This is a genomic window from Myxococcales bacterium (genome assembly GCA_016720545.1).
GTDB lineage: Bacteria > Myxococcota_A > Polyangia > Polyangiales > Polyangiaceae > JAAFHV01.
On record JADKKK010000009.1, the window covers coordinates 237,171 to 263,655 of the forward strand.

The 26,485-nt window shown below is 72.2% G+C and carries 22 protein-coding genes; 17 read left to right on the plus strand and 5 right to left on the minus strand.

Annotation, left to right across the window (positions count from 1 at the left end):
* Positions 1-17 precede the first annotated feature (17 nt).
* The 11 genes from IPQ09_18475 to IPQ09_18525 all read left to right on the plus strand — a co-directional run bounded on the left by IPQ09_18475 (position 18) and on the right by IPQ09_18525 (position 14,915).
* Positions 18-854, plus strand: a complete 837-nt coding sequence (locus tag IPQ09_18475; GenBank protein ID MBL0196172.1) for a hypothetical protein — start codon at positions 18-20, stop codon at positions 852-854.
* Positions 855-962: 108 nt separating this feature from the next.
* A complete protein-coding gene (locus tag IPQ09_18480; protein ID MBL0196173.1) occupies positions 963-2,111 on the plus strand; it encodes a hypothetical protein in 1,149 nt (382 codons plus the stop codon).
* Positions 2,112-2,189: 78 nt separating this feature from the next.
* Positions 2,190-2,483 (plus strand): hypothetical protein, encoded by a 294-nt coding sequence (locus IPQ09_18485; protein ID MBL0196174.1) that lies wholly within the window; start codon positions 2,190-2,192, stop codon positions 2,481-2,483.
* Between the two features lie 1,167 nt (positions 2,484-3,650).
* The gene (locus IPQ09_18490; GenBank protein MBL0196175.1) at positions 3,651-4,883 is read left to right on the plus strand and encodes a DNA repair exonuclease; all 1,233 of its coding nucleotides are present in this window, start codon (positions 3,651-3,653) and stop codon (positions 4,881-4,883) included.
* Entirely contained in the window at positions 4,880-8,419 is a 3,540-nt protein-coding gene (locus IPQ09_18495; protein MBL0196176.1) for an AAA family ATPase, read from the plus strand. Before IPQ09_18490 ends, IPQ09_18495 begins: the two co-directional genes overlap by 4 nt.
* A 63-nt stretch (positions 8,420-8,482) precedes the next feature.
* Complete coding sequence (locus tag IPQ09_18500; protein ID MBL0196177.1) at positions 8,483-9,625, plus strand: hypothetical protein; 1,143 nt, start codon at positions 8,483-8,485, stop codon at positions 9,623-9,625.
* Between the two features lie 141 nt (positions 9,626-9,766).
* Positions 9,767-10,831 carry an amidohydrolase family protein gene (locus IPQ09_18505; GenBank protein ID MBL0196178.1) on the plus strand — a complete coding sequence of 355 codons (1,065 nt, stop codon included), beginning with the start codon at positions 9,767-9,769 and terminating at the stop codon, positions 10,829-10,831.
* Positions 10,828-11,766: an aspartate carbamoyltransferase gene (gene pyrB / locus IPQ09_18510; protein ID MBL0196179.1), complete on the plus strand. Its 939-nt coding sequence runs from the start codon at positions 10,828-10,830 to the stop codon at positions 11,764-11,766. The genes IPQ09_18505 and pyrB overlap by 4 nt, the downstream gene beginning before the upstream one ends.
* Position 11,767: 1 nt before the next feature.
* Positions 11,768-13,183, plus strand: coding sequence for an orotidine-5'-phosphate decarboxylase (gene pyrF, locus IPQ09_18515; protein ID MBL0196180.1), 1,416 nt, complete (start codon positions 11,768-11,770; stop codon positions 13,181-13,183).
* On the plus strand, positions 13,180-14,214 hold the full coding sequence (locus IPQ09_18520; protein MBL0196181.1) for a quinone-dependent dihydroorotate dehydrogenase: 1,035 nt from the start codon (positions 13,180-13,182) through the stop codon (positions 14,212-14,214). Before pyrF ends, IPQ09_18520 begins: the two co-directional genes overlap by 4 nt.
* Before the next feature lie 146 nt (positions 14,215-14,360).
* A complete protein-coding gene (locus tag IPQ09_18525; GenBank protein ID MBL0196182.1) occupies positions 14,361-14,915 on the plus strand; it encodes a chalcone isomerase family protein in 555 nt (184 codons plus the stop codon).
* A 425-nt stretch (positions 14,916-15,340) separates the two neighbouring features.
* On the opposite strand, the gene IPQ09_18530 is transcribed toward IPQ09_18525, so the two are convergent.
* From IPQ09_18530 to IPQ09_18540, 3 genes are all read right to left on the minus strand, one after another.
* Positions 15,341-16,621 (minus strand): hypothetical protein, encoded by a 1,281-nt coding sequence (locus IPQ09_18530; protein ID MBL0196183.1) that lies wholly within the window; start codon positions 16,619-16,621, stop codon positions 15,341-15,343.
* Positions 16,621-17,664 carry a tetratricopeptide repeat protein gene (locus tag IPQ09_18535; protein ID MBL0196184.1) on the minus strand — a complete coding sequence of 348 codons (1,044 nt, stop codon included), beginning with the start codon at positions 17,662-17,664 and terminating at the stop codon, positions 16,621-16,623. Before IPQ09_18535 ends, IPQ09_18530 begins: the two co-directional genes overlap by 1 nt.
* Before the next feature lie 81 nt (positions 17,665-17,745).
* Entirely contained in the window at positions 17,746-19,191 is a 1,446-nt protein-coding gene (locus tag IPQ09_18540) for a protein kinase (GenBank protein MBL0196185.1), read from the minus strand.
* Between the two features lie 180 nt (positions 19,192-19,371).
* Here IPQ09_18540 and IPQ09_18545 point away from each other — a divergent pair, with 180 nt between their 5' ends.
* On the plus strand, positions 19,372-20,070 hold the full coding sequence (locus IPQ09_18545) for an extensin family protein (protein ID MBL0196186.1): 699 nt from the start codon (positions 19,372-19,374) through the stop codon (positions 20,068-20,070).
* A 40-nt stretch (positions 20,071-20,110) separates the two neighbouring features.
* Positions 20,111-20,872, plus strand: a complete 762-nt coding sequence (locus IPQ09_18550) for a phospholipase (protein MBL0196187.1) — start codon at positions 20,111-20,113, stop codon at positions 20,870-20,872.
* Here the strand turns inward: IPQ09_18550 and IPQ09_18555 are convergent.
* On the minus strand, positions 20,865-21,791 hold the full coding sequence (locus tag IPQ09_18555) for a diguanylate cyclase (GenBank protein ID MBL0196188.1): 927 nt from the start codon (positions 21,789-21,791) through the stop codon (positions 20,865-20,867). The two genes, IPQ09_18550 and IPQ09_18555, sit on opposite strands and share 8 nt — an antisense overlap.
* 197 nt (positions 21,792-21,988) lie before the next feature.
* Between IPQ09_18555 and IPQ09_18560 the strand changes: the two genes are divergently transcribed.
* The gene (locus IPQ09_18560; protein ID MBL0196189.1) at positions 21,989-22,654 is read left to right on the plus strand and encodes an inorganic pyrophosphatase; all 666 of its coding nucleotides are present in this window, start codon (positions 21,989-21,991) and stop codon (positions 22,652-22,654) included.
* Here IPQ09_18560 and IPQ09_18565 read toward each other — a convergent pair.
* Entirely contained in the window at positions 22,629-23,288 is a 660-nt protein-coding gene (locus IPQ09_18565) for a hypothetical protein (protein MBL0196190.1), read from the minus strand. The genes IPQ09_18560 and IPQ09_18565 overlap by 26 nt on opposite strands.
* 167 nt (positions 23,289-23,455) lie before the next feature.
* On the opposite strand from IPQ09_18565, the gene IPQ09_18570 reads away from it, so the two are divergent.
* The 3 genes from IPQ09_18570 (at position 23,456) to IPQ09_18580 (ending at position 26,443) form a co-directional block, all read left to right on the plus strand.
* Complete coding sequence (locus IPQ09_18570; protein MBL0196191.1) at positions 23,456-24,256, plus strand: hypothetical protein; 801 nt, start codon at positions 23,456-23,458, stop codon at positions 24,254-24,256.
* Positions 24,257-24,467: 211 nt separating this feature from the next.
* Complete coding sequence (locus tag IPQ09_18575) at positions 24,468-25,634, plus strand: branched-chain amino acid ABC transporter permease (protein ID MBL0196192.1); 1,167 nt, start codon at positions 24,468-24,470, stop codon at positions 25,632-25,634.
* Positions 25,631-26,443, plus strand: a complete 813-nt coding sequence (locus IPQ09_18580) for an ABC transporter ATP-binding protein (protein MBL0196193.1) — start codon at positions 25,631-25,633, stop codon at positions 26,441-26,443. Before IPQ09_18575 ends, IPQ09_18580 begins: the two co-directional genes overlap by 4 nt.
* Positions 26,444-26,485 lie beyond the last annotated feature (42 nt).

Sequence of the window (26,485 nt, forward strand, 5' to 3'; positions counted from 1 at the left end):
AGAACGTGGGGTGAACCGTGACGTATGAGTCGCCTTCGAAGACGCTCGTCGTCCAGCGCTCGCCCATGGGACAGAGCGCCGGGGCGGGGGCGATGGTCCCGGTCAGCGCCGGCGCCGGCGGGCCCGGGGCGGGCTCCGCGCCCGACTCTCCGGTGCGCGTCGTGCCCGCGTGGGCCGCGCCCCCCGACACGAAGGTGCTCGTCATGCTCGGCGACTCCGCCAGCGAGGCCACCACCTCGCTGCGCGTGCTCCGCCACAAGCTCGAGCAGAAGCGCGCCGAGGGGATGTGGACCTTCGCGGTCACGAGCCCTCGCGACGGCGAGGGGAAGAGCACCTTCTCGACGCAGCTCGCGCTGGTGCTCTCGGAGTCGCAGCGCGCACGCGTGCTCCTCGTCGAGGCGAGCTTCTACAAGCCGACGCTCGCGACCATCCTGGGGTTCCGTGTTCCGCAGGGGTACGGGTTCTCCGCGCAGATCGTCCGCAAGATGCGCGGAAGCATGGAGCCGTGGTGCGTGACCGCGCTCGGCCCCGCTCTCCACGTGCTCGCGGAGGCGCCCGGTGAGAAGAGCTTCCCGGAGACGCTCCACTCGACCCACTTCCAGAACGCCATCGGCTTCCTCGCCCGGGGCTACGACTTCCTCATCATCGACTCGCCCAGCATCCTCGGCTCCGGCGACATGAACGTCATCGAGAACGCTGTCGACGGCATCATCGTCGTGCTGCGGAGCAACCACTCGCGCACCGGCGACCTCCGCGACGCCGTGAAGCAAATCGGCGAGCGCAAGGCGGTGGGCGCGGTCGTGTGGGACTACGAGAGCCCCGACGCCGCGAAGAAGAAGACGAAGAAGCGTTGACGCGGGGCTCGTGCGGTCGGCGCCCGTCCACGGCGCTCGCGCGCGCCGCCCGCTCGGGGAGATCTCATGTCGCCATCGCTCACGTCCTTGCGCGCATCGTTGCCTGGCCTGTGGAAGCTCGATCTCGGTCGGCTCCCCGGCCCGCTCGGGAAGCTGGGCCAGAAGGAGCTCCACCTCTGGCTCGGCGGCTGGCTGGAGGACCGCGCGCGTCGGCTGCGTCGCCCCGCCTACCAGGGCACGCGGCACCTGCTCTTCTGTCTCTGCGATCACTACGAGCCGCTCCACGGTGACGCCCCGATGGAGCGCGGCGTCGAGCGCGTGCGGGCGTGGCGCGACGTCTACCCCGAGCTCACGGAGCGCTTCCGCGACTCGACCGGCCGTCGCCCCATCCACAGCTACTTCTACCCCGGGGACCAGTACGATCCGCGCCTCGTGGAGCCCATCGCAGAGCTCTGCGGCCTCGGCCTCGGCGAGATGGAGGTGCACCTCCACCACGACGGCGACACGCGGGCCTCGCTGTCGAAGCTCCTCACCGACACCCTGCGTGATCTCGATCAGCACGGCACCATGGCGAAGCGCGACGGGCGCTTCGCGTGGTCGTTCATCCACGGCAACTGGTGCCTCGCGAACGCCCGCCGCAACGGCACGGCGTGCGGAGTCGACGACGAGCTCACGCTCCTCTACGAGCTCGGCTGCTACGCTGACCTCACGTTCCCCGCCGCGCCGGACGAGGCGCAGCCGAATATCGTAAATTCCATTTACTATCCTTCGGGCGATCCGGGCCGCAAGCGCGCGTACGAGCAGGCCGATCGGGTGGCGGTCGGGAGCGCGCGCCAGGACAAGGTGATGCTCATCGAGGGCCCGCTCGCGCTGGCGCGGCGACCCGGCGCGGCGAGCGTCCGCATCGAGAGCTCGGCCATCGACTGGTCCGATCCCCCCACGGCGCACCGCCTGGCGACCTGGGTCGAGCAAGACATCCACGTCGAGGGGCGGCCGGAGTGGGTCTTCGTGAAGGTGCACACGCACGGCGCGCCCGAGCGTAACGCCAAGGTGCTGCTCGGCGAGCACGCCACGCGGTTCCACGAGGCGCTCGACCACGGCTACAACGACGGCGCCCGCTGGAAGCTCCACTACGTGTCCGCGCGCGAGATGTTCAACGTGGCGCGCGCCGCGATGGACGGGCGCACAGGCAGCCCCGCGGACTTCTTCGACTACGAGATCCCGCGGCCGGAGCGCTCGCGCCTCGCGCCGCGGTGACGTAGTCGAAGGCGTGGCCGCGGTGCCCCCGGCCGACGAAAAGTTGGCCCGTTGGCGTCGATTGGCGATCGTGGCCCCATGAGCCATGGAAACGACAGCGGGGCGGAGTGTGGGGTGTGCGGCGTTCGTGACGCGCGGGTCCTCACCGTGACGAGGCTCGCCGCGGGCGCGGAGGTCGTGGTGTGTGGCTCGCACGCGCTCGCCCACTCGAGGGCCACGGCGCCGGCGGCCTCCCTCGAGGCGCTGCGCGCGCTCGTGGGCGATCGGCGCACCGATCGCGAGCGCCGCGCCGAGCGCGACGAGCTCGCGCTGCATCTCAGCCTCGCCTTCTCCGGCGACCGCCGCGAGACCCGCGAAGAGCGCCGCTCCTAGGAGTGCTAGGGCGCCGAACCGCTCCGTAAGGCCGCGGGCTGAAAGCAAGAGGGCCTGCGCGGGTGGCGCAGGCCCTGTCGTTCCGGTGACCTTCGCGGTCAGCCCGTCCCGACGTTCACTTTCCCGTTCGTGCCTTTGCCAGCCTTGACGCTGCTCTTCACTCGCATGGGGCCTCCTCGTAGGGTTACGGAGTACATAGCTTAGCAGGCGCCAAGCGTGAAGCGTGAGGCGAGCCGGCGACCCAACTCGCGTCCGTGGGGCCGGGTGGTAAGCTCCCTCCCCATGCGATCCGGAAGACTCCGCCTCCACCCCCGCCCTTGCCGGCTCCGGGGTCGCCATCGCCGCGGCACCACACCGAACGACACCGGCGCCCGCCCCCGAAGCCGAGGCCGGGGTGGACGCGCACGCCGACGGGCCCGACGGCGTGGACGCGGTCGCGCGCGACGGTGGTCCAGACGGCGTCGCCGAGGGCGGTCCCATGGACGGCGCGCCAGACTCCACCGGCGACGCGAGGCCGGCCGCCACGCTCTCGGCCCCGTGCTCTCCAACGGTCGCGAGCGGAGCTGCCTACGAGTGCAGGCTGGTCGCCGCGGGGGTCGGGGCTCCCGTGACGTTCACCCTCGATGGCGCCCCTGAAGGGATGCGCGTCCAGCCGGGCAGCGGGGTGCTCCATTGGACGCCGGGCTCTCGGACAGGCCGGGCCCCACGCGGTGAGCGCGACGGCCACGGGCCCGCTGGGCTCGGCGCGAGCGAGCCTCGCCGTCACCGTCTCCGCAGGCGCGAGCGATGCGCCGGGGCTCTATGTCTCGCCTTCGGGAAGCGACGCGCCGGCGCGCTAGCACGGTGAAGCGCGACCAGCTGGGAGGTGACGCTGGTCGTCGACGAGCCCCCCGCGGCCGTTACCCACGGCGCCTTGCCCTTGAGCCCTTGAGCCCCGGCGCACCCCCGCGGCGTTCCGTCGCGCGCGTGCGGGACGTCCCAGGCGCAGGGCTCACGGCCCCGAATGGGCACCTCTGCGACGGGCGGGCAGGGGCGCACTTGTTCCCGCGCCCGAAGGGGGCGAGAGTATGGCGCGATGCGCCTGCGCACACGCCCGCCCGAAGCGCGCCTCGCGCGGCCACGCGCCTTCGCGCGCGGCTTGGCTCCGCGGAGAAGCGAGGCCTGCCCGTGAAGCTCGTCCACGCCGCCGATTTGCACGTCGACAGCCCGCTCCGTGGGCTCGATCGGTACGACGGCGCGCCCGTCAGCGCCCTGCGCCACGCGACCCGAAGGGCGCTCGAGAACCTCGTCACGCTCACGCTCGATGAGGGCGCGAGCGTCCTCCTGCTGGCCGGCGATCTGTTCGACGGCGAGTGGCGCGATTTCGGCACGGGCCTCCATTTCGCTTCCCAGCTCGCGCGCCTCCGCGAGGCGGGCGCGCGGGTCGTGCTCGTCCGCGGGAACCACGACGCGTCGAGCGTGGTCACCGCGCACCTGCGCCTGGGCGAGCACGTCACCGAGCTGTCCACGGCCGCGCCCGAGACCTGCGTCTTCGAGGACCTCGGCCTCGCCATTCACGGCCAGGGCTACCGCTCACGTGCGGTGCGGGACGATCTCGCGGCGGCGTGCCCCGCGCCGCTCCGCGATCTGCTCAACGTGGGGCTCCTGCACACGTCCATCGACGGTCGGCCCGGGCACGAGCCCTACGCTCCGGCCCGGCGAGAGACCCTCCTCGAGAAGGGATACGCCTACTGGGCGCTCGGGCACGTGCACGCGCGCGAGGTCGTCTCCACCGACCCTTGGGTCGTCTTCTCCGGCAACCTTCAGGGGCGCCACGCACGCGAAGTCGGCCCCAAGGGGGCGACGCTGATCACGGTCGAGGACGGGAAGATCCGCGCGGTCGAGGCGCGCGCGCTCGACGCGGTGCGGTGGGCCCACGTCGCGGTCTCCGCGACCGACGCGCGCGTCGTCGACGACGTCCTCGAGCGGGCCAGCGAGGCCGTCGCGGAGGCCGCGCGAGGTGCGGATGGGCGCCTCCTCGCCGCACGGATCACCGTGTCGGGGCTGCCCGCCCTCGGTTCGACGCTCGCGGCGGAGACGGCGGGACTCGAGACGCAGCTGCGCCTCGCCCTGGTGTCGGAGCGCGGCGACTCCGTGTTCCTCGAGAAGGTCCGCGTTCGCCTCGAGCCCGCGCGCGCGCCCGGCGCCGCAGCCGCCGAGGCGCTCCTCGAGGCGACCTCCGACGAAGAGGAGCTCGAGCGGCGCGAGCTCGATCGCGATCTGCGCGAGCTCGAGAAGAGGCTCCCGCCCGGGCTCAGGGCCGACCTCGAGGCCGACCACGCGAGCTGCCTCGACGAGGCCCTCGCGAGGGCGCGCGGGGCCGTGCGCGACGCGCTGCGCCGCCCCGAGGGCGATTCGTGAGGCTCGCGCGTGTCGACCTGATCTCGTGGGGCCACTTCGCCCGCGCGTCGCTGGACCTCTCCGCGCCGGGGCTGCACCTCGTCTACGGTCCGAACGAGGCGGGCAAGAGCACGGCGAGGCGCGCCATCACCGCGCTGCTGTTTGGCGTCCCGCGGGGCACGCCCGACGCGTTCCTCCTACCCAAGGCCACGGACGCTCGCGTGGGCGGGCGCGTGGTCGGCGAATCCGGCGAGGTCCTCGAGCTCGTGCGGCGGGGCGGCCAGAAGAACACCCTCCTCACCCCGCGCGAGGAGGTCCTCTCCGAGGAGGCGCTCTCGCGGCTCGTGGGGGTGGGGGAGGCGACGTTCTCCGCCGTATTCTCCATGGATCACGACACTTTACGTCAGGGGGCGGAGGCGGTGCTGCGCGTCGGAGGCGACGTGGGCGAGAGCCTCGCTGCCGCCGCCCTCGGGGACGCGCGGTTGTCGAAGGCCGCGACGCGCCTCCGCGCGCGCGAGGGAGAGCTCTACAACCCGTCCCCAAACGCGAGGAAGAGCCAGCTCCACGAGGCGCTGAGGGCCTACAAGGAGGCCCGGCAGAAGGTCGACGACTCCGAGAGCGATCCGGCGGCCTACGACGAGCAGCGACGCCACGCGCAAGCGTGCCGCGACGCCCACGAGGCCGCTCTCCGGCGGCTGGCGGACACGCGGGGACGGCGCCTGCGCCTCGAGGAGGTCCAGCGCGCGCGGCCCGTCGTGCGCGAGCGCGCGGTCGTCGAGGCTCGCCTCGCCGTGCTCGCCCACGTGCCGGCCCTCCGCGGAGGCCTCGAGCAGGAGCACTCGGCGATCGCGCAGAGCCGGCGGCAGGCCGAGGGTGGACTCGAGGTGATCGCGGCGCGGCGCGAGACCCTCGGCGCGCGCGCGGCGGAGCGCCTCCCCGTGGCAGAGGCGCCGCTCGCGTGGCTCGCGCCACTGCGGAGCGGCCTCGCGCGGGTCGAGCCTCGCTCGGCGCACCTCGAGCGCCTCGCGGCGCTCGTCGCCGAGCACGGCGTGGCGCTCGCCAACGCGGATCCCTCGCTCGCCCCGTGGCTCGAGGCCCCCGAGGCTGCGCGGCAGCTCCTTCGCCGCCGCGTCGCGACCCTCCGTCACCTCGAGGCCGCGCGCGACGCGCGCCGGCTGCACGGTCAGGTCGCATTGCGCGCCGCCGCGCTTCGAGAGCCGCGCGCCGAGGAGGACCCCGCGCGCATCTTGCTGCTCGAGCGCGCCGTCGCGACGCTCGATACGGCGATGCTCCTCGAGACGCGGGCCACCGCCACGCTCCGTGAGCTCGACGCCGCGGCACGCTCACGCGATGGTCACGAGCTCGAGGCCGGGGCGCTCCTCGGTGAGCTGTTCTCGCCCGGCACCTCCATCGAGGCCGTACGCGCGCTCGATCTCCCTGGGGCGTCCCAGCTCTCGGCCAGTGACGAGGAGCGGCGCTCGCACTCCCGGCTCCTCGAGCGCATGACCTCCGACGCGCTCCAGCTCGGCGCCGAGCGGGACGAGGCCGAAGCCCAGCTCGCCCTCCAGCGCGCGTCGATGGACCTGCCCTCCGAGGACGATCTCGCGTCCGCACGGGCGCGCCGTGACGCCGCGATCTCGGAGCTCGCGGGCGGCGCGGAGCCGCTCCTTCGCCTCGTCGAGGCGCGAGGCGCAGTGCGCGCCGCCGACGACCTCGCCGACAAGATGCGTCGTGAGGCGCACCGCGTCCTCGGCTTCGCGAAGTTGGCCCAGAGGGTCGTGGGCCTCCAGGAGCGCGCGCGCACGCTCGACGAGGAGGTGAGCCGGCTGCGCGGGCGCCTTCATGGCGAGGGGCGCGCCGAGCTCGAGGCCTTCGTCGAGGCCGGCGTCCGAGTGCGAGGCGTGGACGACCTCACCCCTGCGCGCCAGAAGCTCGATCGCCTGCTCGCCAGCGCGCGCAGCGCCGAGACGGCGATCCGGGCTCACGCGGCCGTCTCCGCAGCGGCGCGCGACCTCGCTGTGACCTACGGGACGGCGCTCGCCGACTCGGGCGTCGTGAACGTGAACGGCGCCGCGCCCCTCGCGCTCGCGCGCGAGCTCGTGACCGGCCGGCGCGAGGAGCTCCGCACGGCGCTCGCCGTCGCCCGCGAGCGCGTGCAGGTGGCTCGGCTGCGCGAGGCCGAGCGCGGCCAGACCGACGCGGAGCTCTCGCGGCTCGAGGCGAGCATGGCCGCCGACTCGGAGGCCGTCCGCGGCGAGCTCGAGGCGCTCGGGCTCGCGCCCACCGCCGACTCGGAGGCCGCGCGCGACCGCTTCGACGCCCTCTCCGAGCTGCTCCGCGCGTCCGACGCACGCGCGGCGCTCGGGCGCGAGCGCGCGAGCCTGGTGGCGGAGGACGAGGCCTTCCGGGTCGACGTCGTCTCGGCCGAGCAGGCCCTCGCGCAGCCCCCGTCGGAGCGGCCCCTGCGCGAGCGGGCGGCGCGGCTCGTCGCGCGGCTCGAGGCGGACTCGCGCAGCGCCGACGAGGCGCGGCGCGACGCGGAAGACGATCGCGCGCTCGGCGCCCAGCAGCGCGAGCTCGAGGGGGTCGTCGCGGCCCGGCGGCGCGAGCAGGCCGAGCTCTTCGCGCTGGCCTCCGCGCCCGACGAGGGCACCTTCCTGGAGGTCGTGCGGGTCGCGGAAGAGAAGAGCGCGCTCGAGCTCCGCCGTGCGCACCTCGACCTCGAGCTCGGTCGACTCTCGCAGACCTGCTCGGGGGGCGAGCTCGTCGAGCTCGTCTGCGCGCGGGCGCCCGAGGAGGTCGACGAAGAGCTGGCGGCGCTCGAGACCGAGATCGACGAGCTCGAGCAGCAGGCGCGGCGGGAGCTCGAGGCGGCGATCGCCTGCGAGCGGGGCGTCGCCCAGTACCACACGCAGGACATGGGCGCGGCGCGCGCCGCCGAGGAGGCCGAGTTCCACGCGGCCCGCGTGCGCGAGACCGTCGAGGCGTGGCTCGCCGAACGCGCCGCGCGGAGGCTCCTAGAGCGCCGCATCGAGCGCTACCGCGAGGAGAGCCAGGGGCCCGTGCTGGCGCGCGCCTCGGCGCACTTCCGCGCGCTCACGGCCGGCGCCTACACCGGCGTCACCGCGGAGCTCGGCCGCGACGACAGGGTCACGCTCCACGCGCGCCGCGCGCCTCGCCGCGACGGGGGCGAAGGGAGAGGCGGGAACGACGGGGGCGTCGGCGGCGTGGCGGGCGGGGCCGGCGGTCCCGTGGGCGGGAGCCTCGACCTGTCCGAGCTCAGCGACGGCACGCGCGACCAGCTCTTCCTCGCCCTCCGCGTCGCCAGCCTCGAGCGGCTCGGCGCGCTCGGCACGCGCGCGCCCGTGGTGATCGACGACGCCCTCGTGCACTTCGACGACACGCGGTCTCGCGCCGCGCTCGCCGTGCTCGCGGGGCTCGCCGACACCCACACCGTCGTGTACCTCACGCACCACGCGCACCTCGTCGAGCTCGCTCGGGCGGAGCTCGCCGCGGCGGTCACCGTCCACACCCTGGAAAAAAGTCAACCTGGTTGATTGAGTGGGGCGGCCGCGCGACGGCGACCCCGGGGTGGGCCCGTCCGTGCTAATCGCGGAGCCATGACCGTCACCATTCGTGAGCACAGGCCAGGAGAAGACGTGAGCGCGTTCATCCGCGCGGGCCACGTGGTGTTCGAGGGCGATCCTGCGTGGGTGCCCCCGCTCGACTTCGAGATCAAGGAGCGGCTCTCGCCAAAGAAGAACCCCTTCTTCAACCGCGCCGAGGCGATGCTCTTCACCGCGTGGAAGGGCGACCGCCTGGTAGGCCGTTGCTCCGCGTCGATCGACCGCGAGCACCTCCGCGTGTGGAAGGACGACACCGGCTTCTTCGGCTTCTTCGACACGATCGACGACCTCGAGGTCGCGCGCGCGCTCCTCGACGCGGCCGAGGCGTGGCTCCGCGCTCGCGGCATGAAGCGCATGTGGGGCCCCTTCTCGCTCTACGCGAACGAGGAGGTCGGCTTGCTCATCGAGGGACACGAGGCCCCCCCGATGCTCAGCATGGCGCACTCCCGCACCTACCAGGCCGCGCTGTGCGACGCGCTCGGGCTCGCGAAGGAGAAGGACCTCCTCGCCTACCGGTGGGACTCGAGCCTCCCGTTCTCGAAGCGGGCCCTGAAGGCGTGGGAGGACGTGAAGGCCATGCCGGAAGTGCGCCTTCGCAGCGTGGACCCTTCGCGCATGGCCGAGGAGCTCCAGGTCGTCATGGACATCTACAACGACGCCTGGAAGGGCAAGTGGGCCATGGTCCCCACCCTGCCGGACGAGATCGCGAAGATCACCCAGGACATGAAGCTGGTGCTCGATCCCGACATCGCGTTCATCGCCGAGGTCGACGGCAAGCCGGCGGGCATGTGCATCATGATCCCGAACCTGAACGAGGCCATCCACGACCTCGGCGGGTCGCTGTTCCCAACGGGCGTGTTCAAGCTCCTCTGGCGCACCAAAATGCGGCACCCGGCCACCGCCCGGCTCATGCTCCTCGGGATCAACGGGCACGTCCGCGCGAACATCAAGCGTTACGGGGGGCTGTCGACGGCCATGTACGTGGAGGTCGCGAAGCGCGGCACCGCCAAGGGCTACGCGTGGGGCGAGCTCTCGTGGACCCGCGAGGACGACGCGCCGGTGAACCTCGGCATCAAGATGATGGGCGGCGTCGTCTACAAGCGGTACCGCGTCTACACGAAGTCGCTCGTGGCCTGAGGCCGCGCCCCGCGCCCCGCGCCCCGCGCCCGGGGTCGGACCTCGCCGGGCGCTCACCCAGCGGTCGGCGCGTTGAGCGACCGAGGGCACCGGCTCGTCACGCGCCCGACACACGGATGGGGTACGCGTCGCTCCCCGAGCATGACGATCCTTCGCCTGCCCGGGCTCGCCGATCCCCACGTCCACGTGCGCGGGCTTGGCCAACGTCACAAGGAAGACTTCGGGTCGTGCACGCGCGCCGCCCTCGCAGGTGGTTTCACGACCGTCCTCGCGATGCCGAACACGCGCCCGCCCATCGTCGACGCCGCGGGCCTCGCCGCCTACCAGGACCAAGCACGCGCGGAGGCTGCGTGCGACTACGGCTTCCACCTAGGCGCGACCGAGTCCAACGTAGAGGTCGCGGCCGCCCTCGCGCGGGGGTCCACGGGGCTCAAGCTCTACCTCGACCCCACGTTCGGGGACCTCAAGCTCGCGAGCCTCTCTGCCCTCGTCGAGCACGCCGCGCGCTTTCCGAAGGACCGGCCGCTGCTCGCGCACGCGGAGGAGCACAGCCTCGCGTCGGCGCTGCTGGTCGCGCACCTGGCCGACCGCGCCCTGCACGTCTGCCACGTGAGCCGCGCGGTGGAGATCGAGCTCATCGCCCGCGCGAAGTCGCGGGGCGTTCGAGTGAGCTGCGAGGTGTGCCCGCACCACCTCTTCCTCCAGGAGGGCACCCACGGGCTCGCGGCGGGCTTCTGCGAGGTGCGCCCGGTGCTCGCCACGCCGCGGGACGTCGCGGCGCTCTGGGCGAACCTCGACGTCATCGACTGCTTCGCGACCGATCACGCGCCCCACACGCGCGCCGAGAAGGGCGGTGACCGCCCGCCGCCGGGGTTCCCGGGGCTCGAGACCGCGCTCCCGCTGTTCCTCACGGCGGTCCACGAGGGCAAGCTCTCGCTCGAAGACGTGAGGCTCCGCATGGCCGACAACGTGCGCCGCATTTTCGACCTGCCCGAGCAAGACGCGTACGTCGAGGTCGACGTGGACGCTCAGTGGACGTTCGACGCCGCGCGTAGCGAGACGCGCGCGGGCTGGAGCCCGTTCGACGGCGCGCCGCTGCGCGGCCGCGTCGAGCGCGTAGTGCTCCGCGGCGAAGAGGTGGTGTCGGGCGGCCTCGTGCTCGCCCGGCCGGGGCTCGGACGCGACGTACGAGGAGGTGAACCGTGAGCGATCTCCAGAGGTTTGCGGGCAAGGACATCCTGGGCGTTGGCGATTTCGATCGATCCGATCTCGCCGGTCTGTTCGCCGAGACGCGGCGCATGCAGCGCATCGTGCGCGAGCGCGGCGCGACCGATCTGCTCCGAGGGCGGGTGCTCGCGAACCTCTTCTACGAGCCCTCGACGCGCACGTCGTCCTGCTTCCTCGCGGCGATGACCCGCCTCGGCGGCAGCGTGATCCCCATCAGCGAGGTGCGCTACTCGTCCGTCTCGAAGGGCGAGAGCCTCCGGGACACGGTGCGCACGCTGGAGGCCTACGCCGATGTGATCGTGCTCCGACACCCCGAGGTGGGCGCGGCGAAGATCGCCGCCGACGCGGCGAAGAAGCCGGTGATCAACGCGGGAGATGGCCCGGGCGAGCACCCCACGCAGGCGCTCCTGGACCTCTTCACCATCGAAGCGGAGCTCGGGCCGGTCGAGGGCAAGACCGTCACGTTCCTGGGCGATCTCAAGTATGGCCGCACGGTCCACTCGCTCGCGCGGCTGCTCGCGCTCACCGGGGCGCGGGTGCGCTACGTCTCGCCGCCCGCGGTGGCCATGCCGCGCCCGCTCGTCGCGGAGCTCGCCGCGCGCGGGCTCGAGCAAAGCGAGCACGCCGAGCTCGACGAGGTGCTCGCCGACACCGACGTGCTCTACGTGACGCGCGTCCAGAAGGAGCGCTTCTCGAGCGAAGCGGACTACGAGACCGCGCGGCGCGGCTACCGGGTCGACGCCGCCCTGCTCGGTCGCATGAAGGCCCGCGCCGTGGTGATGCACCCGCTCCCACGCGTCGGCGAGCTCGACGAGTCGGTCGACGACGATCCGCGCACCGCCATCTTTCGGCAGGTTGAATACGGGATGTACGTGCGCATGGCGCTGCTCGCGGCCGTGCTCGGGAGGGCGTGACGTGGACACGTTCTTCGAGAAGCTCGAGCGACGGGCTCGCGAGGTGGGCTCGCATCTGTGCGTCGGCCTCGACCCGCGCGTCTCGTCGGCCTCCGAGCTCGTCGCGGAGTGCCTCCGCCTCGCCGAGGCCGCGGCGCCCCACGCGTGCGCCTTCAAGCCGAACGTCGCGTTCTTCGAGGCCCACGGCTCTGCGGGCCTCCTCGCGCTCGAGGATCTCGTGAGGGCGCTGCCGCCGGACGTGCCCTGCCTGCTCGACGCCAAGCGTGGCGACATCGGCGACACGAACGCCGCGTACGCCACCGCGGCCCGGGCGCTTGGGGTCGGCGCGCTCACGGTGAGCCCCTACCTCGGGGTCGGCGCGCTCGCCCCCTTCACCGACGCGGGCCTCGGTGTCTTCGTGCTCGCGCGCACGTCGAATCCCGAAGCGGAGCCGGTGCAAGCCGCGCGGTCATGGACCGGCGAGCCCCTCTACGAGCGCGTGGCGGCCGACGTCGCGGCCCTCGGCGAGGCGCGCGCGGGCCTCGTCGTCGGCGCCACGCGGCCCGACGCGGTGAGGCGCGTGCGCGCCCGCGCTCCTCGCGCATGGTTGTTGCTCCCCGGCGTGGGGGCGCAAGGTGGCGACCTCGAGGCCGCCGTGGGCGCCGCGCGCCGCGACGACGGCTCGGGGTTCCTCGTGAACGTCTCGCGGGGGCTCTCGTCGCTCGGCTCTCCCGACGCGGTCCGCGCCGAGGCCGCCCGGCTCGCCGCCGCCATCGAGCGCGCCGCCGAGCGCCCCCGCGAAAGCGTGCAGAGCGCATTCGATCTGTCGGCTTCGGCGCGCACCGCGGAGCTCGCCGAGACGCTCTTCGCGTGCGGCGCGGTGCGGTTCGGCAGCTTCACGCTGAAGAGCGGCTTGGAGTCGCCGGTGTACGTCGACCTCCGCCGCCTGGTGTCGCACCCGCGCGCGCTTGCCTTCGTGGCGGAGGTGCTGGCCGACCTCTGCCGCGGTCTCACCTTCGATCGCGTGGCGGCGCTGCCGTACGCCGCCTTGCCGCTCGGCACCGCGGTGTCGCTGCGCACGGGGTGGCCCATGATCTACCCGCGCGGTCAGGCGAAGACCTACGGCGCCAAGGCCTCGATCGAGGGGCTCTTCGAGGCCGGAGAACGCGTGGTCGTGCTCGACGACATCGCCACCCGCGGCGACGCGAAGCTCGAGGCGCTCGGCCCGCTCACCGAGGCGAGCCTGCGGGTCTCCGACGTGGTGGTGCTCGTCGACCGCGAGCAGGGCGCCCGCGCGCTCCTCGCCGACCGCGGCATCGCGCTGCACGCCGCGCTCACGCTGCGCGAGCTGGTTCTCTGCCTCGCGGCGTCCGGCCGCGTGACGACGGGCGCGCGTGACCGGGTGCTCTCGTTCCTCGCCGCCGACGGGGCGACGTGAGCTTGTCGGTCGCGCTGCTCGCCCAGCTGCCGCCGGAGGTCGCGCACGCCGTCGCCCTCGAGACCGCCGCGAGGCTCCCCGCGGCGGCGCTGCGCCTCATCGCGCGCCGGCAAGTCGTGCGAGATCCGCGCCTCGAGGTGCGCGCGTTCGGGCTCACGTTCCCAACGCCTATCGGGCTCGCCGCAGGCTACGACAAGGACGCGCTCGCGGTGCCCGCGCTCTTCGCGTTTGGCTTCGGGCACGTCGAGGTCGGTACGGTCACCCGCGCCCCCCAGCGAGGCAACGACGGACCTCGCCTCGCCCGCGTGCCCTCCGCGCGCGCCCTCGTGAATCGGCTCGGTTTCCCGAGCGCTGGCGTCGACGTGGTGGTTCGCCGCCTCCGTCGCCTCCGCGCCGCTGGCCCGCTGTCCGGCGTGCTGGGGGTGAACATCGGCAAGAACCGCGACGTGCCCCTCGACGCCGCCCCCGACGAGTACGCGGCGCTCACGCTCGCGGTCGCGGACGTCGCCGACTACGTGGCCGTGAACGTGTCGAGCCCGAACACCGAGGGGCTCCGCAGCCTGCAGACCGGCGGCGCCCTCCGTGCTCTGCTCGGCGCCGTGGTGCGCGCGCGCGACACGTCGAGCCGGCGCCCGCCCGTCCTCGTGAAGCTCTCACCGGACCTCACGGACGCCGAGCTCGCGGCGCTCGTCGACGAGGCGCTGGCCGCGGGGGTCGACGGGCTCATCGCGACCAACACCACGCTCTCGCGGGACGGTCTGCCCGCCTCCGCGCAGGGCCTCGTGGGCGGTCTCTCGGGCGCGCCGCTGGCGAGGCGCTCGCTCGAGGTGCTGGGGGCCCTCGCGCGTCGGGTCGACGGTCGCGTCCCGATCGTCGCGGTGGGCGGCGTGTCGACCCCCGAGGACGCGGTCGAGCGGCTCCGCTCGGGCGCAACGCTCGTTCAGCTGTACACCGCCCTCGTGTACCGAGGGCCCGTGCTCGTACGGAATCTTTCGCTTGGAGTCTTGGACGCTTACGCCGCCGGGTGCTGAACGCTGGCGGCGCTCGTCAAGGGGCGCGGCCAAGAAAAAAATGGGTGCCCTTTCGGTCTCCTTGTATGGGGTAAGGGCGAGCTCCGTCGAACCACGAGCCTACCCGCGGTGCCGCCCCGGCTGCCGTGACCACTCCGAGGAAATCCATGCACAGCAAAGCCAAGTTCTCCTTCTTCCTGGTCGTCCTCTCGGCGCTCCTCACCCTCACGTCGGCCGCCTTCGGCCTCGAGCGCGGCGCCAACGGCTGGTACCAGACCGGCTCCGGCGTCCGCACGAAGAGCATCGCCTTCATCAACGTGAAGGTCTACGCGATCAGTCACGAGATGAAGGAGCTGCCCACGGCGAACACGAAGCAGGCCGTCATCGACGCCGACGTCGACAAGCGCTTCACCTGGCAGACCCTCCGCGATCTCCCTTGCGAGAAGATCCAGGCCGCGATGCGCGACGCGTTCGCCATGAACGGCTACGGGGACCAGGCCAAGATCGGGCGGTACCTGGGCGCCTGCAACAAGGCCGAGCTCCCGGAGAAGACCGGCCTCTCCATCAGCTACAACTCGACCACGAAGAAGACCACGATCTGGATCGCCGGCGCCGGCTCGGCCACGATCGACGGCGTCGACTTCATGAAGGCCGTGTGGAGCTGCTGGTTCGGGAAGATCGACCAGCCCGCGCTCGGCTCCGCGCTCATCTCGCGCCTCTGAGGCCAACACGGCCGCAAGACGGTCTCCACGAGCCGCGTCCCCTCCTCGGGCACGCGGCTCGCTCCCTTTTTTGTTCTCGTACGCGAGCCGCCTGCAGCGGCGCGCGTACGCGCGCCGCGAGCGTGAGCTAGTCCCCTGGAAGCGTGATGCCTTCCAGAAGTCGCGCGGCTCGGCCTTTCGCCACAAGGGAGCGAGGGGGTGTCCCGTTTTCGGCGGCGGTGGGAGGATACTCATGTTCGAGGGTCGGCGTTCTCGCGCGGTCACACCCGAAACCACTGTCCCCTGAGCGCAAAGCGCCGCCTCCACCGCGCGGAACGACGTCCGAGTTGAGGACGGGCCCGCCGCCGCCGAAAACGGGGCACCCCCTCGCTCCTCGGAATGACACCGAAGACCGGACTTCTGATACGAACCACGACTCCAGGGGACTAGGGGAAGTTGCTGACCGCGACGGGCAGGCTCGAGCTGGCCTTGCTGAGGCCGATGCCGAGCTCGCCGTGGCCGTTGTCACCCCAGCACGCGATGCCGTCGTCGGTCTTGACGGCGCACGTGTGCTCGCCGCCCGCGCCGATCGCGACGGCGGACAAGCCCGCGACCACCGTCGGGCGGACGATCTCGGCGCCGCCTCCGTCGCGGCCACCGGCGCTCGAGCCGAGCTGGCCGATGCGGTTGCTCCCCCAACAGAACACGGTCCCTTCCCCCGTCAGCGCGCAGAAGTGCTCGGCGCCCGCCGCGATCGCGGTGGCCCCCGCGACCCCCTGCACGGGCGTCGGAGTCGGGTTCTTGGCCCCGCCCGCCACGCCCTTGCCGAGCTGTCCGAGGTCGTCTTTGCCCCAGCACACCACGCCGCCGTTGGCGACGACGGCGCAGGTCGAGTCGTTCGACGCGGCCATGGCGGTGACGCCGCTCACGCCCGAGCACTTGCGCGGAAGCACCTCGCGCGAGGCGCCGGTGGTCGCCAGCTGGCCGTTGAAGTTCTCGCCCCAGCAGAAGGCGTCTCCCGTGGAGGTGAAGGCGCAGCTGTGCGACTGCCCGAGCGTGAGTCCCTTCACGTTCTGGAGGTCCTGCAGCGGGATGGGTACGTTGGTCGAGGTGGTCGAGGCGTTGCCGAGCTGGCCGGTCGCGTTGCTCCCCCAGCACGCGAGCTCTCCGTTGCGGCGCACGGCGCACGTGTGAGACGAGCCGGCCCCGAGCCGCAGCGCGTCGACCAGTACGCGCGTGGGGGTAGGCGTGGTCGCCGTCGTGGTCGAGCCGTTTCCGAGCTGCCCGCTCACGTTGAAGCCCCAGCAGCTCACCGTGCCGTCGACCTGCGCGACGCAGGTGTGCTGCGCGCCTGCGGCGATGGTGAACGCGCTCACGTTCTCCACGAACACCGGAGTGGGCACGACCGGGATCCCGGCGTCGCTGGTCTCGCGGCCCTTGCCGCCCGTGCCTATCTGGCCCGCGCCGTCGTCGCCCCAGCACTTGACCGTGCCGCTCCGTCGCTTGGCGCACGTGTGGTACTTGCCGAGCGCGAGCTCAGTGAAGCGCGACGGCTCGGGGCCGGTGCCACCCTCCACCTCGGGGGGCAACACGATCTCGCCATCGCGCTCAGTAGTTCCTGAGTCCTTACGGAGCTTTACGTCGTGTACGCCGACGATGAGGTTGCACGCGAAGAGCGCCCCGCAGGCGCCGGTGACGAGGACCACGGCGGAGAAGCGTGGGCGCATCAGAAGGTCCCCCCGAGCGACAGCCCGACGGCGCCTGGGCCCACGCTGGGCGTGAGCCGCGCGTTCGGCTTCCCGATTCTGTTGGCGCCGGTCTTGGCGCTCGGCGCGGTGAGCACGAGCACGAGGCCGGTCGCGAACGCGACGCCGCCCGCCGCCAGCCCGATGGTCGACAAGAACCCCGAGGTCTTGGCGTCGGTGGCGAGGTCGACGCCTTCGCGATCACAGCCCTTGTCGTTGCATCGCGCCTGGGAGTCGCTCCAGCTCGAGAAGGTGCGGAGGCCGAAGTAGCCGCCCACGCCCGCCAGCACGAGGCCGATGCCGCCCACCACGAAGCCGGTCGTTCGCCGGGCGTTGGAGGGGGCGGGCTCCTCGGGAGGCGGGACCTTGGGCTTGGGCGCGACGACCGGGGGCTCTTCACCCTCGCGGGTCAGCGCGGGCACGACGACGGGGTAGGTCTTGCCGGGCTCTTTGGCTTCGAGCGTCACGCTGAAGGGCTTCCTGTCCGGCGCCGCGACGAAGAGCGTGTGGGCGCCAGGATCGACGCGGATCGGCGCCTGCGCGTCTTGGCGACTGATGGGCGTGCCGTCGAGCGTGATGGTCACGTCGCCGGGCTCCTTCAGCTCGAGCGCGAGTTTGGTGAGCTGGGGCTCGAGCAGATCGAGGCGGTCGCGCGCGGTCTTCTCGCGGTCGGCCCGTCCGAGCTTCTTCGCGAGCTCGGCCGCGGCCTGGAACTTCTCGTACGCCGTCGCGGTCTGGCCGGCGCGCTGGTGGCAGTCGGCGAGGTTGAGGAGCGTCCCTACGGTCGGGTCGAGCTTGTAGCTGGCGAGGAGCTTCGGGCAGCCGAGCAGGAACTCGCCGGCCTCGACGTGGGCGCGCCCCTCCTCGAACAGGGCGTCGGCGGCCTTCTTGTCGGCGGCCGACGGGCCCGCGTGCGCGGAGGCGGCGAGGCACCAAGCGAGGGTCAGCGCGCCGAGGGACGCGAGGCGGCGAGCGGGGGCGCGGCTGATGCGGGAGCTGGAGCGGAGGCGCGGGACCATAAGCACGGAGAGCGACGGACGGTGAGGAGGAAGAGACAGAAGAGAAAGAGCGGAGGCGTCGCGGAGCGGCGAGAGCGGGGCGTCGGGTCAGTCGCGGGTGGTCGGGATGTCCGGGCTCGCCGGCTTGGGCTTCGGCGCGGCGGTCGGGGCTGTCGGTGCCGGGCCGGTCGGCGTGGTGGGCGTGGCGGCGGGCTTCGGTCCCTGTGTCGGGCGAGGCGCGGCCGCCGGGGTCGGGCCCGTCGCGACGACGGGGCTCGCGACCGTGGGGGCAGCGGGGACCACGGACTTCGAGGCGACCTTGCCCACTCCCGCGCCCACGACGGCGGGCGCCGTGGGGGGCTCGACGGTCGGCAGCGCCGGTGGCTCGGCGGGCACGGGCACCACCTCGGCGTGGCCGGGGGGCACCTGGTTACGACTGACATAGAACGCGCCACCCGCGACCCCGATGACGGCGAGCGCGACCCCGAGGCCGAGCCACAAGCGCGAGCTCCCCTCTGGCGGTGGGGGCTGGGGCGCCGCTCCCGCCCAGGGCCCGCCTAGCTCGAGCGAGGTCGAGCGCCCGGACGCGGGCGGCACCGTGGGGGTTGGATGCCGCGTCGCGCCTGCTCCCGCCGCGCTCGGCGGGCTTGGCTGGAGCGACGCGAGCCGGGCCGCGGTCGTCTGCGCGTGGGCGGTGTTCATGCAGTAGGGCACGAGCCCCGCGGCGAGCTCGGCGACGTTGGGCATGCGCGCGTCCAGCGACTTCTGGAGGCAGCGATCGACGATGGCGACGAGCCCCGGATCGAGGGTCGGGTTCAGCTCGCGCAGCGGTGGCGGAGACTCGCCCATCACCTTCGCGAAGAGCTTGCCCACGGTCTCGGCGTCGAACGCCGGCCGCCCGGCGAGCAGCGTGTAGAGGATGACGCCCAACGCCCAGATGTCGGTGCGGCCGTCGACGGTGCGGGGGTCTTGGAGTTGCTCGGGCGACATGAAGCGCGGCGAGCCGAGCACGGCCGCGGACATGGTGACGCCTGTCTCGCCGCCGCCGAAGGGGTTCGCCTTCGACAGGCCGAAGTCGAGCACCTTCACGATGGGTACGCCGGCGGCGCCGCGCGTGAGGAACAGGTTCCCGAGCTTCACGTCGCGATGGATGATGCCGAGCGAGTGCGCCTCGCCGAGGGCGTCGCACGCCTGCAGCACGTACTCGCACGCCTCCGCCGGGGGCAGCGCGCCGCGCTGCTTGTAGAGGTCGGACAGGTCGCACCCCTCGAGGTACTCCATGACCATGAACGGCTCGCCGGTCTCGAGGGCGCCGACGTCGTACACGTGCGCGACGTGCGGGTTGCGTATCTGGACGGCGGCCTGCGCCTCGCGGAGGAAGCGCACGCTGGCCTCGCGCGTGCCGAGCGCGCCGTCGCGGATGAACTTGATGGCGACCGGGATCTCGAGCGTGAGGTGGGTCGCCGCGACGACGAAGCCCATCCCGCCCTCACCGAGCACTCGCTCGACGCGGTACTTCCCGGCGATGACGTCTCCGGCGTTGATGACGGCCATGGTGAGCTACCTCGAGAGAACCCAAGCGCAAGACTAGCAAAGCCGCCGGGGTCGCGCTGCATTTTACCCGTGTCGCGGGGTCGCGCGGCGTGGTCGGGCGGCGCGCAAAGGCGCGGGGGTCCGGGCCGAGCCGCAAGCACGCAAACTTGGCGCTTTCGCTCCAGGGGGTCACCATGAAGCATGGCGCCCGCTCGCGGCTTGGTCACTGCACGCTCGATCGGCGAGACGCTGACGGTCGCGGTCGCGCTGAGCCTCGCCTCGCCAGGGGCCGCGCGCGCCGAGCCGGCCGCCTCGAGCTACGCCCTCGACGCGGTGTCGCGCGACATCCCCGCGGGGCGAATGAAGTGCCCGCGTTTCGACACGCGGCGCTACTTGGGCACCGGCGTGCGGTACGCCTCGCCCATCTTCGTTCACAGCGCGTTCGTCGAGAAGCTCGTCGCTTTCGACGCGCTGGTGGAGCGCACGGCCATCGAGGTGTACGGCCGCGCGCCGGAGGAGCTGCACCATCTCGGCGGGACCACCTGCGAGTCTCTGAACGGGCAGCGGCGCTTCAGCGAGCACGCGTTCGGCAACGCGATCGACGTCGACTCCTTCACCTTCGGCGCGCTCGGCGCCGGGGAGCGCCTCCCCGCGGGCCTCCCTGCGGCGCTTGCAGGCGCGTTCAAGGTCTCGATTTCATGGCATTTTTTCTCGAAGAGCCCCGCGGGGCGAGTGCACTCGCGCTTTCTGCACCGGCTCGCCCTCCGGCTCGTGGCGGACCGGGGGCTCTTCCGTGTGGTGCTCGGCCCTGGCTACGGCGACCACTGGAGCCACTTCCACCTCGACGCCGCGCCGTACCGCTTCGCGTTCGTCCTCGCCTCGGGCGAGCTCGCGCGCTGACCGACTTCTCGGGAGGCGCCACTTCGGCGATGCTGCGCCGATGACCGACCGAACCCTGACGACCGCGAGGCTAGGCGATCTCGAATGCGTGATCGCCAACGCGCCCCCTCCACGAGCGCCTTCCCCGCGCCGCATCGTCGTCCTGCTCCACGGGTTCGGCGCGCCGGGCGACGACCTCGTGGGCCTCGCCGACGCGTTCGCCGCGCCCGACACGACGATGGTCTTCCCCGCGGCGCCGCTCACGTTCGCGGAGCTCTACGGCGCCCCACCGTTCATGGACGCCCGCGCCTGGTGGCGCCTCGATCTCGAGGCGATCGAGCGGGCGCGGCGGACAGGCGGGCTCCGCGATCTCACGCGCGAGCGGCCCGAGGGGCTCGACGCCGCGCGGGGCCGAGTGACGCGCCTGCTCGGCGAGCTCCGCGCCAAGCACCCGGACGCCAGCTTCGTCCTCGGTGGCTTCTCGCAGGGCGCGATGCTCGCGACCGACACGGCGCTCCGGGAGGACGTCCCGCTCGATGGGCTCGTCGTGCTCTCGGGCTCACTTCTGTGCGAGCCCGAGTGGCGCCCGCTCTTCCCCACGCTGGCGCGCCTGAAGGTGTTTCAGAGCCACGGCGCCGACGACGACATCTTGCCCTACGCGTACGCGGCACGACTCCACGAGGGGCTGCGCGAGGCCGGGGTGGACGCGCGCTTCGTGAGGTTCGAGGGCGGCCACGGGATCGCCCCCGAGGTGCTCGGGGCGCTCGCCGCGTTCCTCGACGGTCTCCCGCGCGCCGCCTCGCCCGTTGACGAGATTAGATAGGGATGTCCTTCAGCGTGACGCGGTTGCGACCGCCGCGCTTGGAGTCGTAGAGGGCCGTGTCCGCCCCCGCGACGAGCTGCTGCGCGTCGTCGCAGCGGGTCTCGGGCAGCCCGGCGACGCCGACGCTGATGGTGACCGGGATCGAGATGCCCTCGAAGCTGAAGTTGGTCTCCTCCACGCGGGCGCGGACGCGCTCGGCGAGGAGCGCGGCCTTCGCGAGCGACGTGCCTCGGGCGAGCACGGCGAACTCCTCGCCGCCGTACCGGGCGAAGACGTCCTCGGTGCGGAGCATGCTCTGCACCACCGCAGAGAGCTCCATGAGCACCGCGTCGCCTGCCAGGTGGCCGCGGCTGTCGTTGATCTTCTTGAAGAAATCGATGTCGAAGAGCAGCAGCGAGAGCTCGGCGTGGTGGCGCTTGGCGAACGCGTATTCGGTCTCGAGGCGCTCGAGGAAATACCGCTTGTTGTACGCGCGGGTGAGCCCGTCGCGCAGCGCGGCCTCGATCATCTTCTGCTGGAAGCTCTCGTCGAGGGTGTCGTTGAACGAGAACCGCACCACCGTGCTCGCGCCGATGCTGATCTTGTCGCCGTTCTTCAGCACGCGCTGCGTAATGAGCTCCCCGTTCACCATCGTGCCGTTGGCGCTGTTCAGGTCCTCGATGACGACGTCGGAGCCGGCCTTCAGGATGCGGGCGTGCCGTCGCGAGATGCCGTCGTCGGTAAGCCGCAGGTCGGCCGTGTTCGAGCGACCCAGCACGGTCTCGGCCGCCTCGAGCTTGTGCATCGCGCCGACGTTCGAGCCCGTGAGGACGACCAGGTAGGCCTGCAGCGCCTGCCGCTTGCGCGCGGCGATCTCGCGCTGCAGCTCGCTGAAATTCGTGATGCTCGTCGCTTCACTGTCGAAGTCCACCGCGTGCATACGACCGGAGGAGCGCCGGCGGGGCGGTTGACTGGCCATGACTTTAAGCAGAATCGCAGAGGCGCCTGCGGGATTCAAGACCCAGTGGGGGCTCGCGCCGCGGTCGGTCGTCCTATGTGCGCTGGGGTCGTACCGAGCTCGAGCGGGCCTGCTTCGGTCCGTCCACCCCCGGGCCGCCAGCCTGCTAGCGTGCGCGCATGAGCCGCAGCCCGTTCGAGCAAGCCCTCTCGCACCTCTTCGCCGCGCACCCGTGGCACGGCCCGGACATCGGCCCCAAGGCGCCCGAGTTGGTGACCTCGTACGTGGAGATCGTCCCCACCGACACGGTCAAGTACGAGCTCGACAAGGCGACGGGGATCCTCAAGGTCGACCGTCCGCAGAAGTTCTCGAACACCTGCCCCACGCTCTACGGGTTCATCCCTCAGACGCTCTGTGGCCCGGTCGTCGGCGGTCTCTGCGACCAGAAGACGGGCCGCAGCGGGACGCGAGGCGACGACGATCCGCTCGACATCTGCATCCTCACCGAGCGCAACATCCCGCACGGCAACATCCTCGTGCAAGCCGTGCCCATCGGCGGGCTGCTGATGGTCGACCGCGACGAGGCCGACGACAAGATCATCGCCGTGCTCCAGGGCGACGACGTGTACGGCCACATGCGCGATCTCGCGGAGTGTCCGAAGGCGCTCATCGACCGGCTCCACCACTACTTCCTGACCTACAAGCAGCCTCCGGGCTCGCAGGAGCACGTGGTCGAGATCGCGCGGGTGTACGGGCGGGACGAGGCCCACGCCGTGATCGCCGCGAGCCAGAGCGACTACGAGACGGAGTACGCGAGCATCACCGGGCGGCTCCGCGCGAAGTAGCGCCGCGGGCGTCTCTGGCGCGTGCATCGAGCGCGTCGAGCGCCTCCGCGGAGAGGCGCTCGGGATCGAACGGGAGACCCTCGGCGGCGAAGCGGCCGCGGGAGAGATCGACGGCGGCGACGCGCGTCCGCTCCCACGCGGCTGCCCCGAGCCCTACGAGCTCGGCGTTCAGCCGGAGCCACACGAGCGCGGTCGCGTCGCACTGCAGCTCGGTCGCCGCCCGCTCCTCGAAGGGGCCGTGTGCGTGGAAGTGCGCCCAGTCGTGCAGACCCCAGAAGAGCGCGGCCAGGCTGGTCGTGGCGAGGAGGAGCGCCGCGCGGGGGCGAGTGCGCGTCTCGTAAAGGAGGTCGGTCGCGTCGTCGATCGCCCACGGGGCGAGCATGCGGGCGCCGTCGGGCAGGGGAACGCGCGGCAGGTGCAGCGCAGCCAGCTCCGCGGGCAGGAAGTCGACCTCGGGGGGCTGCAGAACGAAGCCGAGGCCGGGCGGGTTCTCGGTCCCCGGTGGCGCGCAGTCGCCGAGGCCGCCCGCCGAGACCCACGTGAGCGTGTCGCTCGTGCACCAGCCGAAGGCGTCGAACACCGAATCATGCACAATGCACGGAATGGGCGGCACGCGGAGGGGGACGCTCGGCACGGGCGGAGGCTACCACCCGTGTGCAGACCTCGGCTGCGGCGCGGGCTCGGCATCGACCTGCGTTCGCCCCTTCGGGGCTCGGCATCGACCTGCGTTCGTCCCTTTGGGGCTCCACTTCCAGGTTCAGTGTGGCGTATCGCGCGCGGCCGCGCTAAGAGCCGGGGCGAATGTCGTCCCCGCTGCCCCCCAAGAAGGACGTGGCGCTGGCGCTCCTGGAGCGCACTAGCGTGTTCGTGTACCTCGACCCGCGGCGCGAGGGTGTCGTCATCCCCATGGGGTTCAAGAACCAGCACAAGCTCGTGCTGCAGGTCGGCCTCAACATGCCGGTCCCGATCCGCGATCTGAAGTTCGACGACCAGGGCATGAGCTGCACGCTCAGCTTCAACCGCACGCCGTTCTTCTGCATCGTGCCGTGGACGTCCGTCTTCGCGCTCACCGGGGAAGACGCTCAGGGGCTCGTGTGGCCGGAGGACGTCCCGCGGGAGCTCGTCGAGGCGCAGCAGCAGCAGCAGCGTCGCGCGGCCCTCCACGCCGTGCCCGCGGCGCCCCCGTCGGCGCCCACGGTCGACGAGGAGCAGACGCTGGCCGCGAAGAAGCCCGCGGCCGAGAAGCCCGCGCCTAAGAAGCCTGCGGCGAAGAAGGCGCCCGCCGAGAAGCCCGCGGCGAAGAAGGCGCCCGCCGAGAAGCCCGCGGCGAAGAAGGCGCCTGCCGAGAAGCCCGCGGCGAAGAAGGCGCCCGCCGAGAAGCCCGCGGCGAAGAAGCCCGCAGCGAAGAAGCCGGCCGCCGGGAAGCCCGCGGCGAAGAAGCCCGCGGCGGCGGAGAAGCCCGTCGTCGCGCGTGAGCCCGACCGCGCCGTGCCCGTCCCTGCGGCGGCGGCGGCGCCCGTCCCCGCGGCCGCGCCCCCTCCGCCCCGCGTAGGGGGCAAGACCAAGCGAGAGCTCCCGCCCTATCTCCGCGTCGTGAAGTGAAGGCCGAGGCCGCGGCGACCACCGGCACGCGGGGACCGGGCCGACCCGCGCGCGCGCAGGCGTCGAAGTCGCGTTCGCACCGGCCGCTTCGTGGTAGACCCGACGCACGATGGTATCGGGGAAGTCTCCGGCGGGCGATCCCCTCGGGGGGAGCAGCGGCAACGTCGGTGAACGCGCGGGTGGCGGAGCCCGCGGCCGCGGCGTCGCGTTCATGGCCGGCGCGCTCGTGCTCTTCACCGTGCTCGACTTTACGCTCGAGCGCATCGTGCCCGACAGCTCCATTCGGCAGCTCTTGTTGCTCGCCGCGTGCAACGTCCTCGTCGCGCTCTCGCTGAACGTCATCAACGGCATGGCCGGCCAGTTCTCGATCGGGCACGCCGGATTCCTCGGCCTCGGCGGCTACACCAGCGCCGTCGTGAGCTCCCACCTCCACGAGGCGCTCGGGGGCGGCGATCCCACCTTCGCGCGATCGTTCATCGTGGTTCCCGTGGCGCTCGTGGCGTCGGCGCTCATCGCGGGCGCCTTCGGGTATCTCGTGGGCCTGCCCAGTCTCCGCCTGAAGGGCGACTACCTCGCCATCGTAACGCTCGGCTTCGCCGAGATCGTGCGCCTGCTCATCGCGACCGCGCAGCTCGGGGAGAAGCAGACCGTCGGTGAGGCCTTCGCCCAGGTGGGAGGGCCGAAGGGGGTCGTGGGGCCCTTCGTCCACGCGCTCAGCGTGGCCATCACGAGCCTCGGCGGACAGAACGGCTACGCCGGCCCCAAGAACCAAGGCGTGCCGCTCTACGCGGGCCCCTTCTGGATCTTCGGCCTCGCCCTGGTCCTCGGGATCTTGGCGTATCGACTCAAGTTTTCCGGCTGGGGCCGCGCCCTCCGTGCGCTCCGCGAAGACGAGATCGCGGCCGCCGCCGTGGGGGTCGACCCCACCCGTTACAAGGTCCGCAGCTTCGTCATCGCGGCGGTCGGGGCGGGCATCGCCGGTGGCCTCATGGCGATGAACCGCGACGGCACGCCGACGGTGCAGCCCGACAACTACAACTTCGCGGCGTCGTTCGACGCCATCACGATGGTCATACTCGGCGGCTCCGGCAGCGTCACGGGCGCGGCCATCGGCGGGGTGTTCATCACCTTCACGATCAAGGCGATCGAGGCCGTCCAGTCGACGAACGTCATCCAGTCGTTGAAGCGCTCGGCCTCCTGGCTCGACCTGAACGCGCTGCGCATGATCATCTACGCGGGCGTGCTCATCGCGCTGATGATCTGGCGCCCCGAGGGGCTCCTGGGCGAGCGCGAGATCTTCGAGAAGAAGCGGGCGCCCAAGCCGCGCTCGGCGCCACCGGACGCGCCGCCGGGCGGGGCCAGGAGCGACACGCCGTGACCGAGCTCACGCTCAAGAACGTGTCCAAGAACTTCGGCGGATTGCGCGCCGTGAGCGACGTGTCGTTCACGGTGCCGGAGCGCTGCATCTTCGGCCTCATCGGGCCGAACGGGGCCGGCAAGACCACCGTCTTCAACCTCGTGACGGGGGTCTACAAGCACGACGCGGGAAGCATCCATTTCGGCAAGACCGACGTGCGCCCGCTCGCGCCGGCGAAGATCGCCGAGGCGGGGATCGCGCGCACCTTCCAGAACATTCGGCTCTTCTCGCAGCTCACGGTCCTCGAGAACCTGCTCGTCGCCTGCGAGCTCCAGAAGCGCGCGCACCTCACGGCCGCGCTGCTACGTACAAAGGTTCACTACGAAGACGAGCGCACGATGCAAGCGCGCGCCATGGACCTCCTCGACGTGTTCGGCCTCGCGGGTGTGGCCGACGAGCCCTCCACGTCGCTTCCGTACGGCAACCAGCGCAGGCTCGAGATCGCCCGCGCGATGATGCTCGAGCCGAAGCTCTTGCTGCTCGACGAGCCGGCGGCCGGCATGAACTACGGCGAGGCCGAGGGCCTGAAGACGCAGATTCGCTGGCTGCGAGACAAGTTCGCGCTCACGGTCGTGCTGGTCGAGCACAACATGCAGGTGGTCATGGGGGTTTGCGAAGAGATCCACGTGCTCGACCAAGGGCGGACCATCGCCCACGGCACGCCTGAGGCCGTCCAAAACGACCCGAAGGTGCTGGCCGCTTACCTCGGCGGCGACGACGACGAGTCCGACGAGCCGCAGGCCGCGGCGGGAGCGGGCAGTGAAGGTTGAGCACCCGACGCGCCGGGACGAGCCGCTCCCGGAGGGCACGCC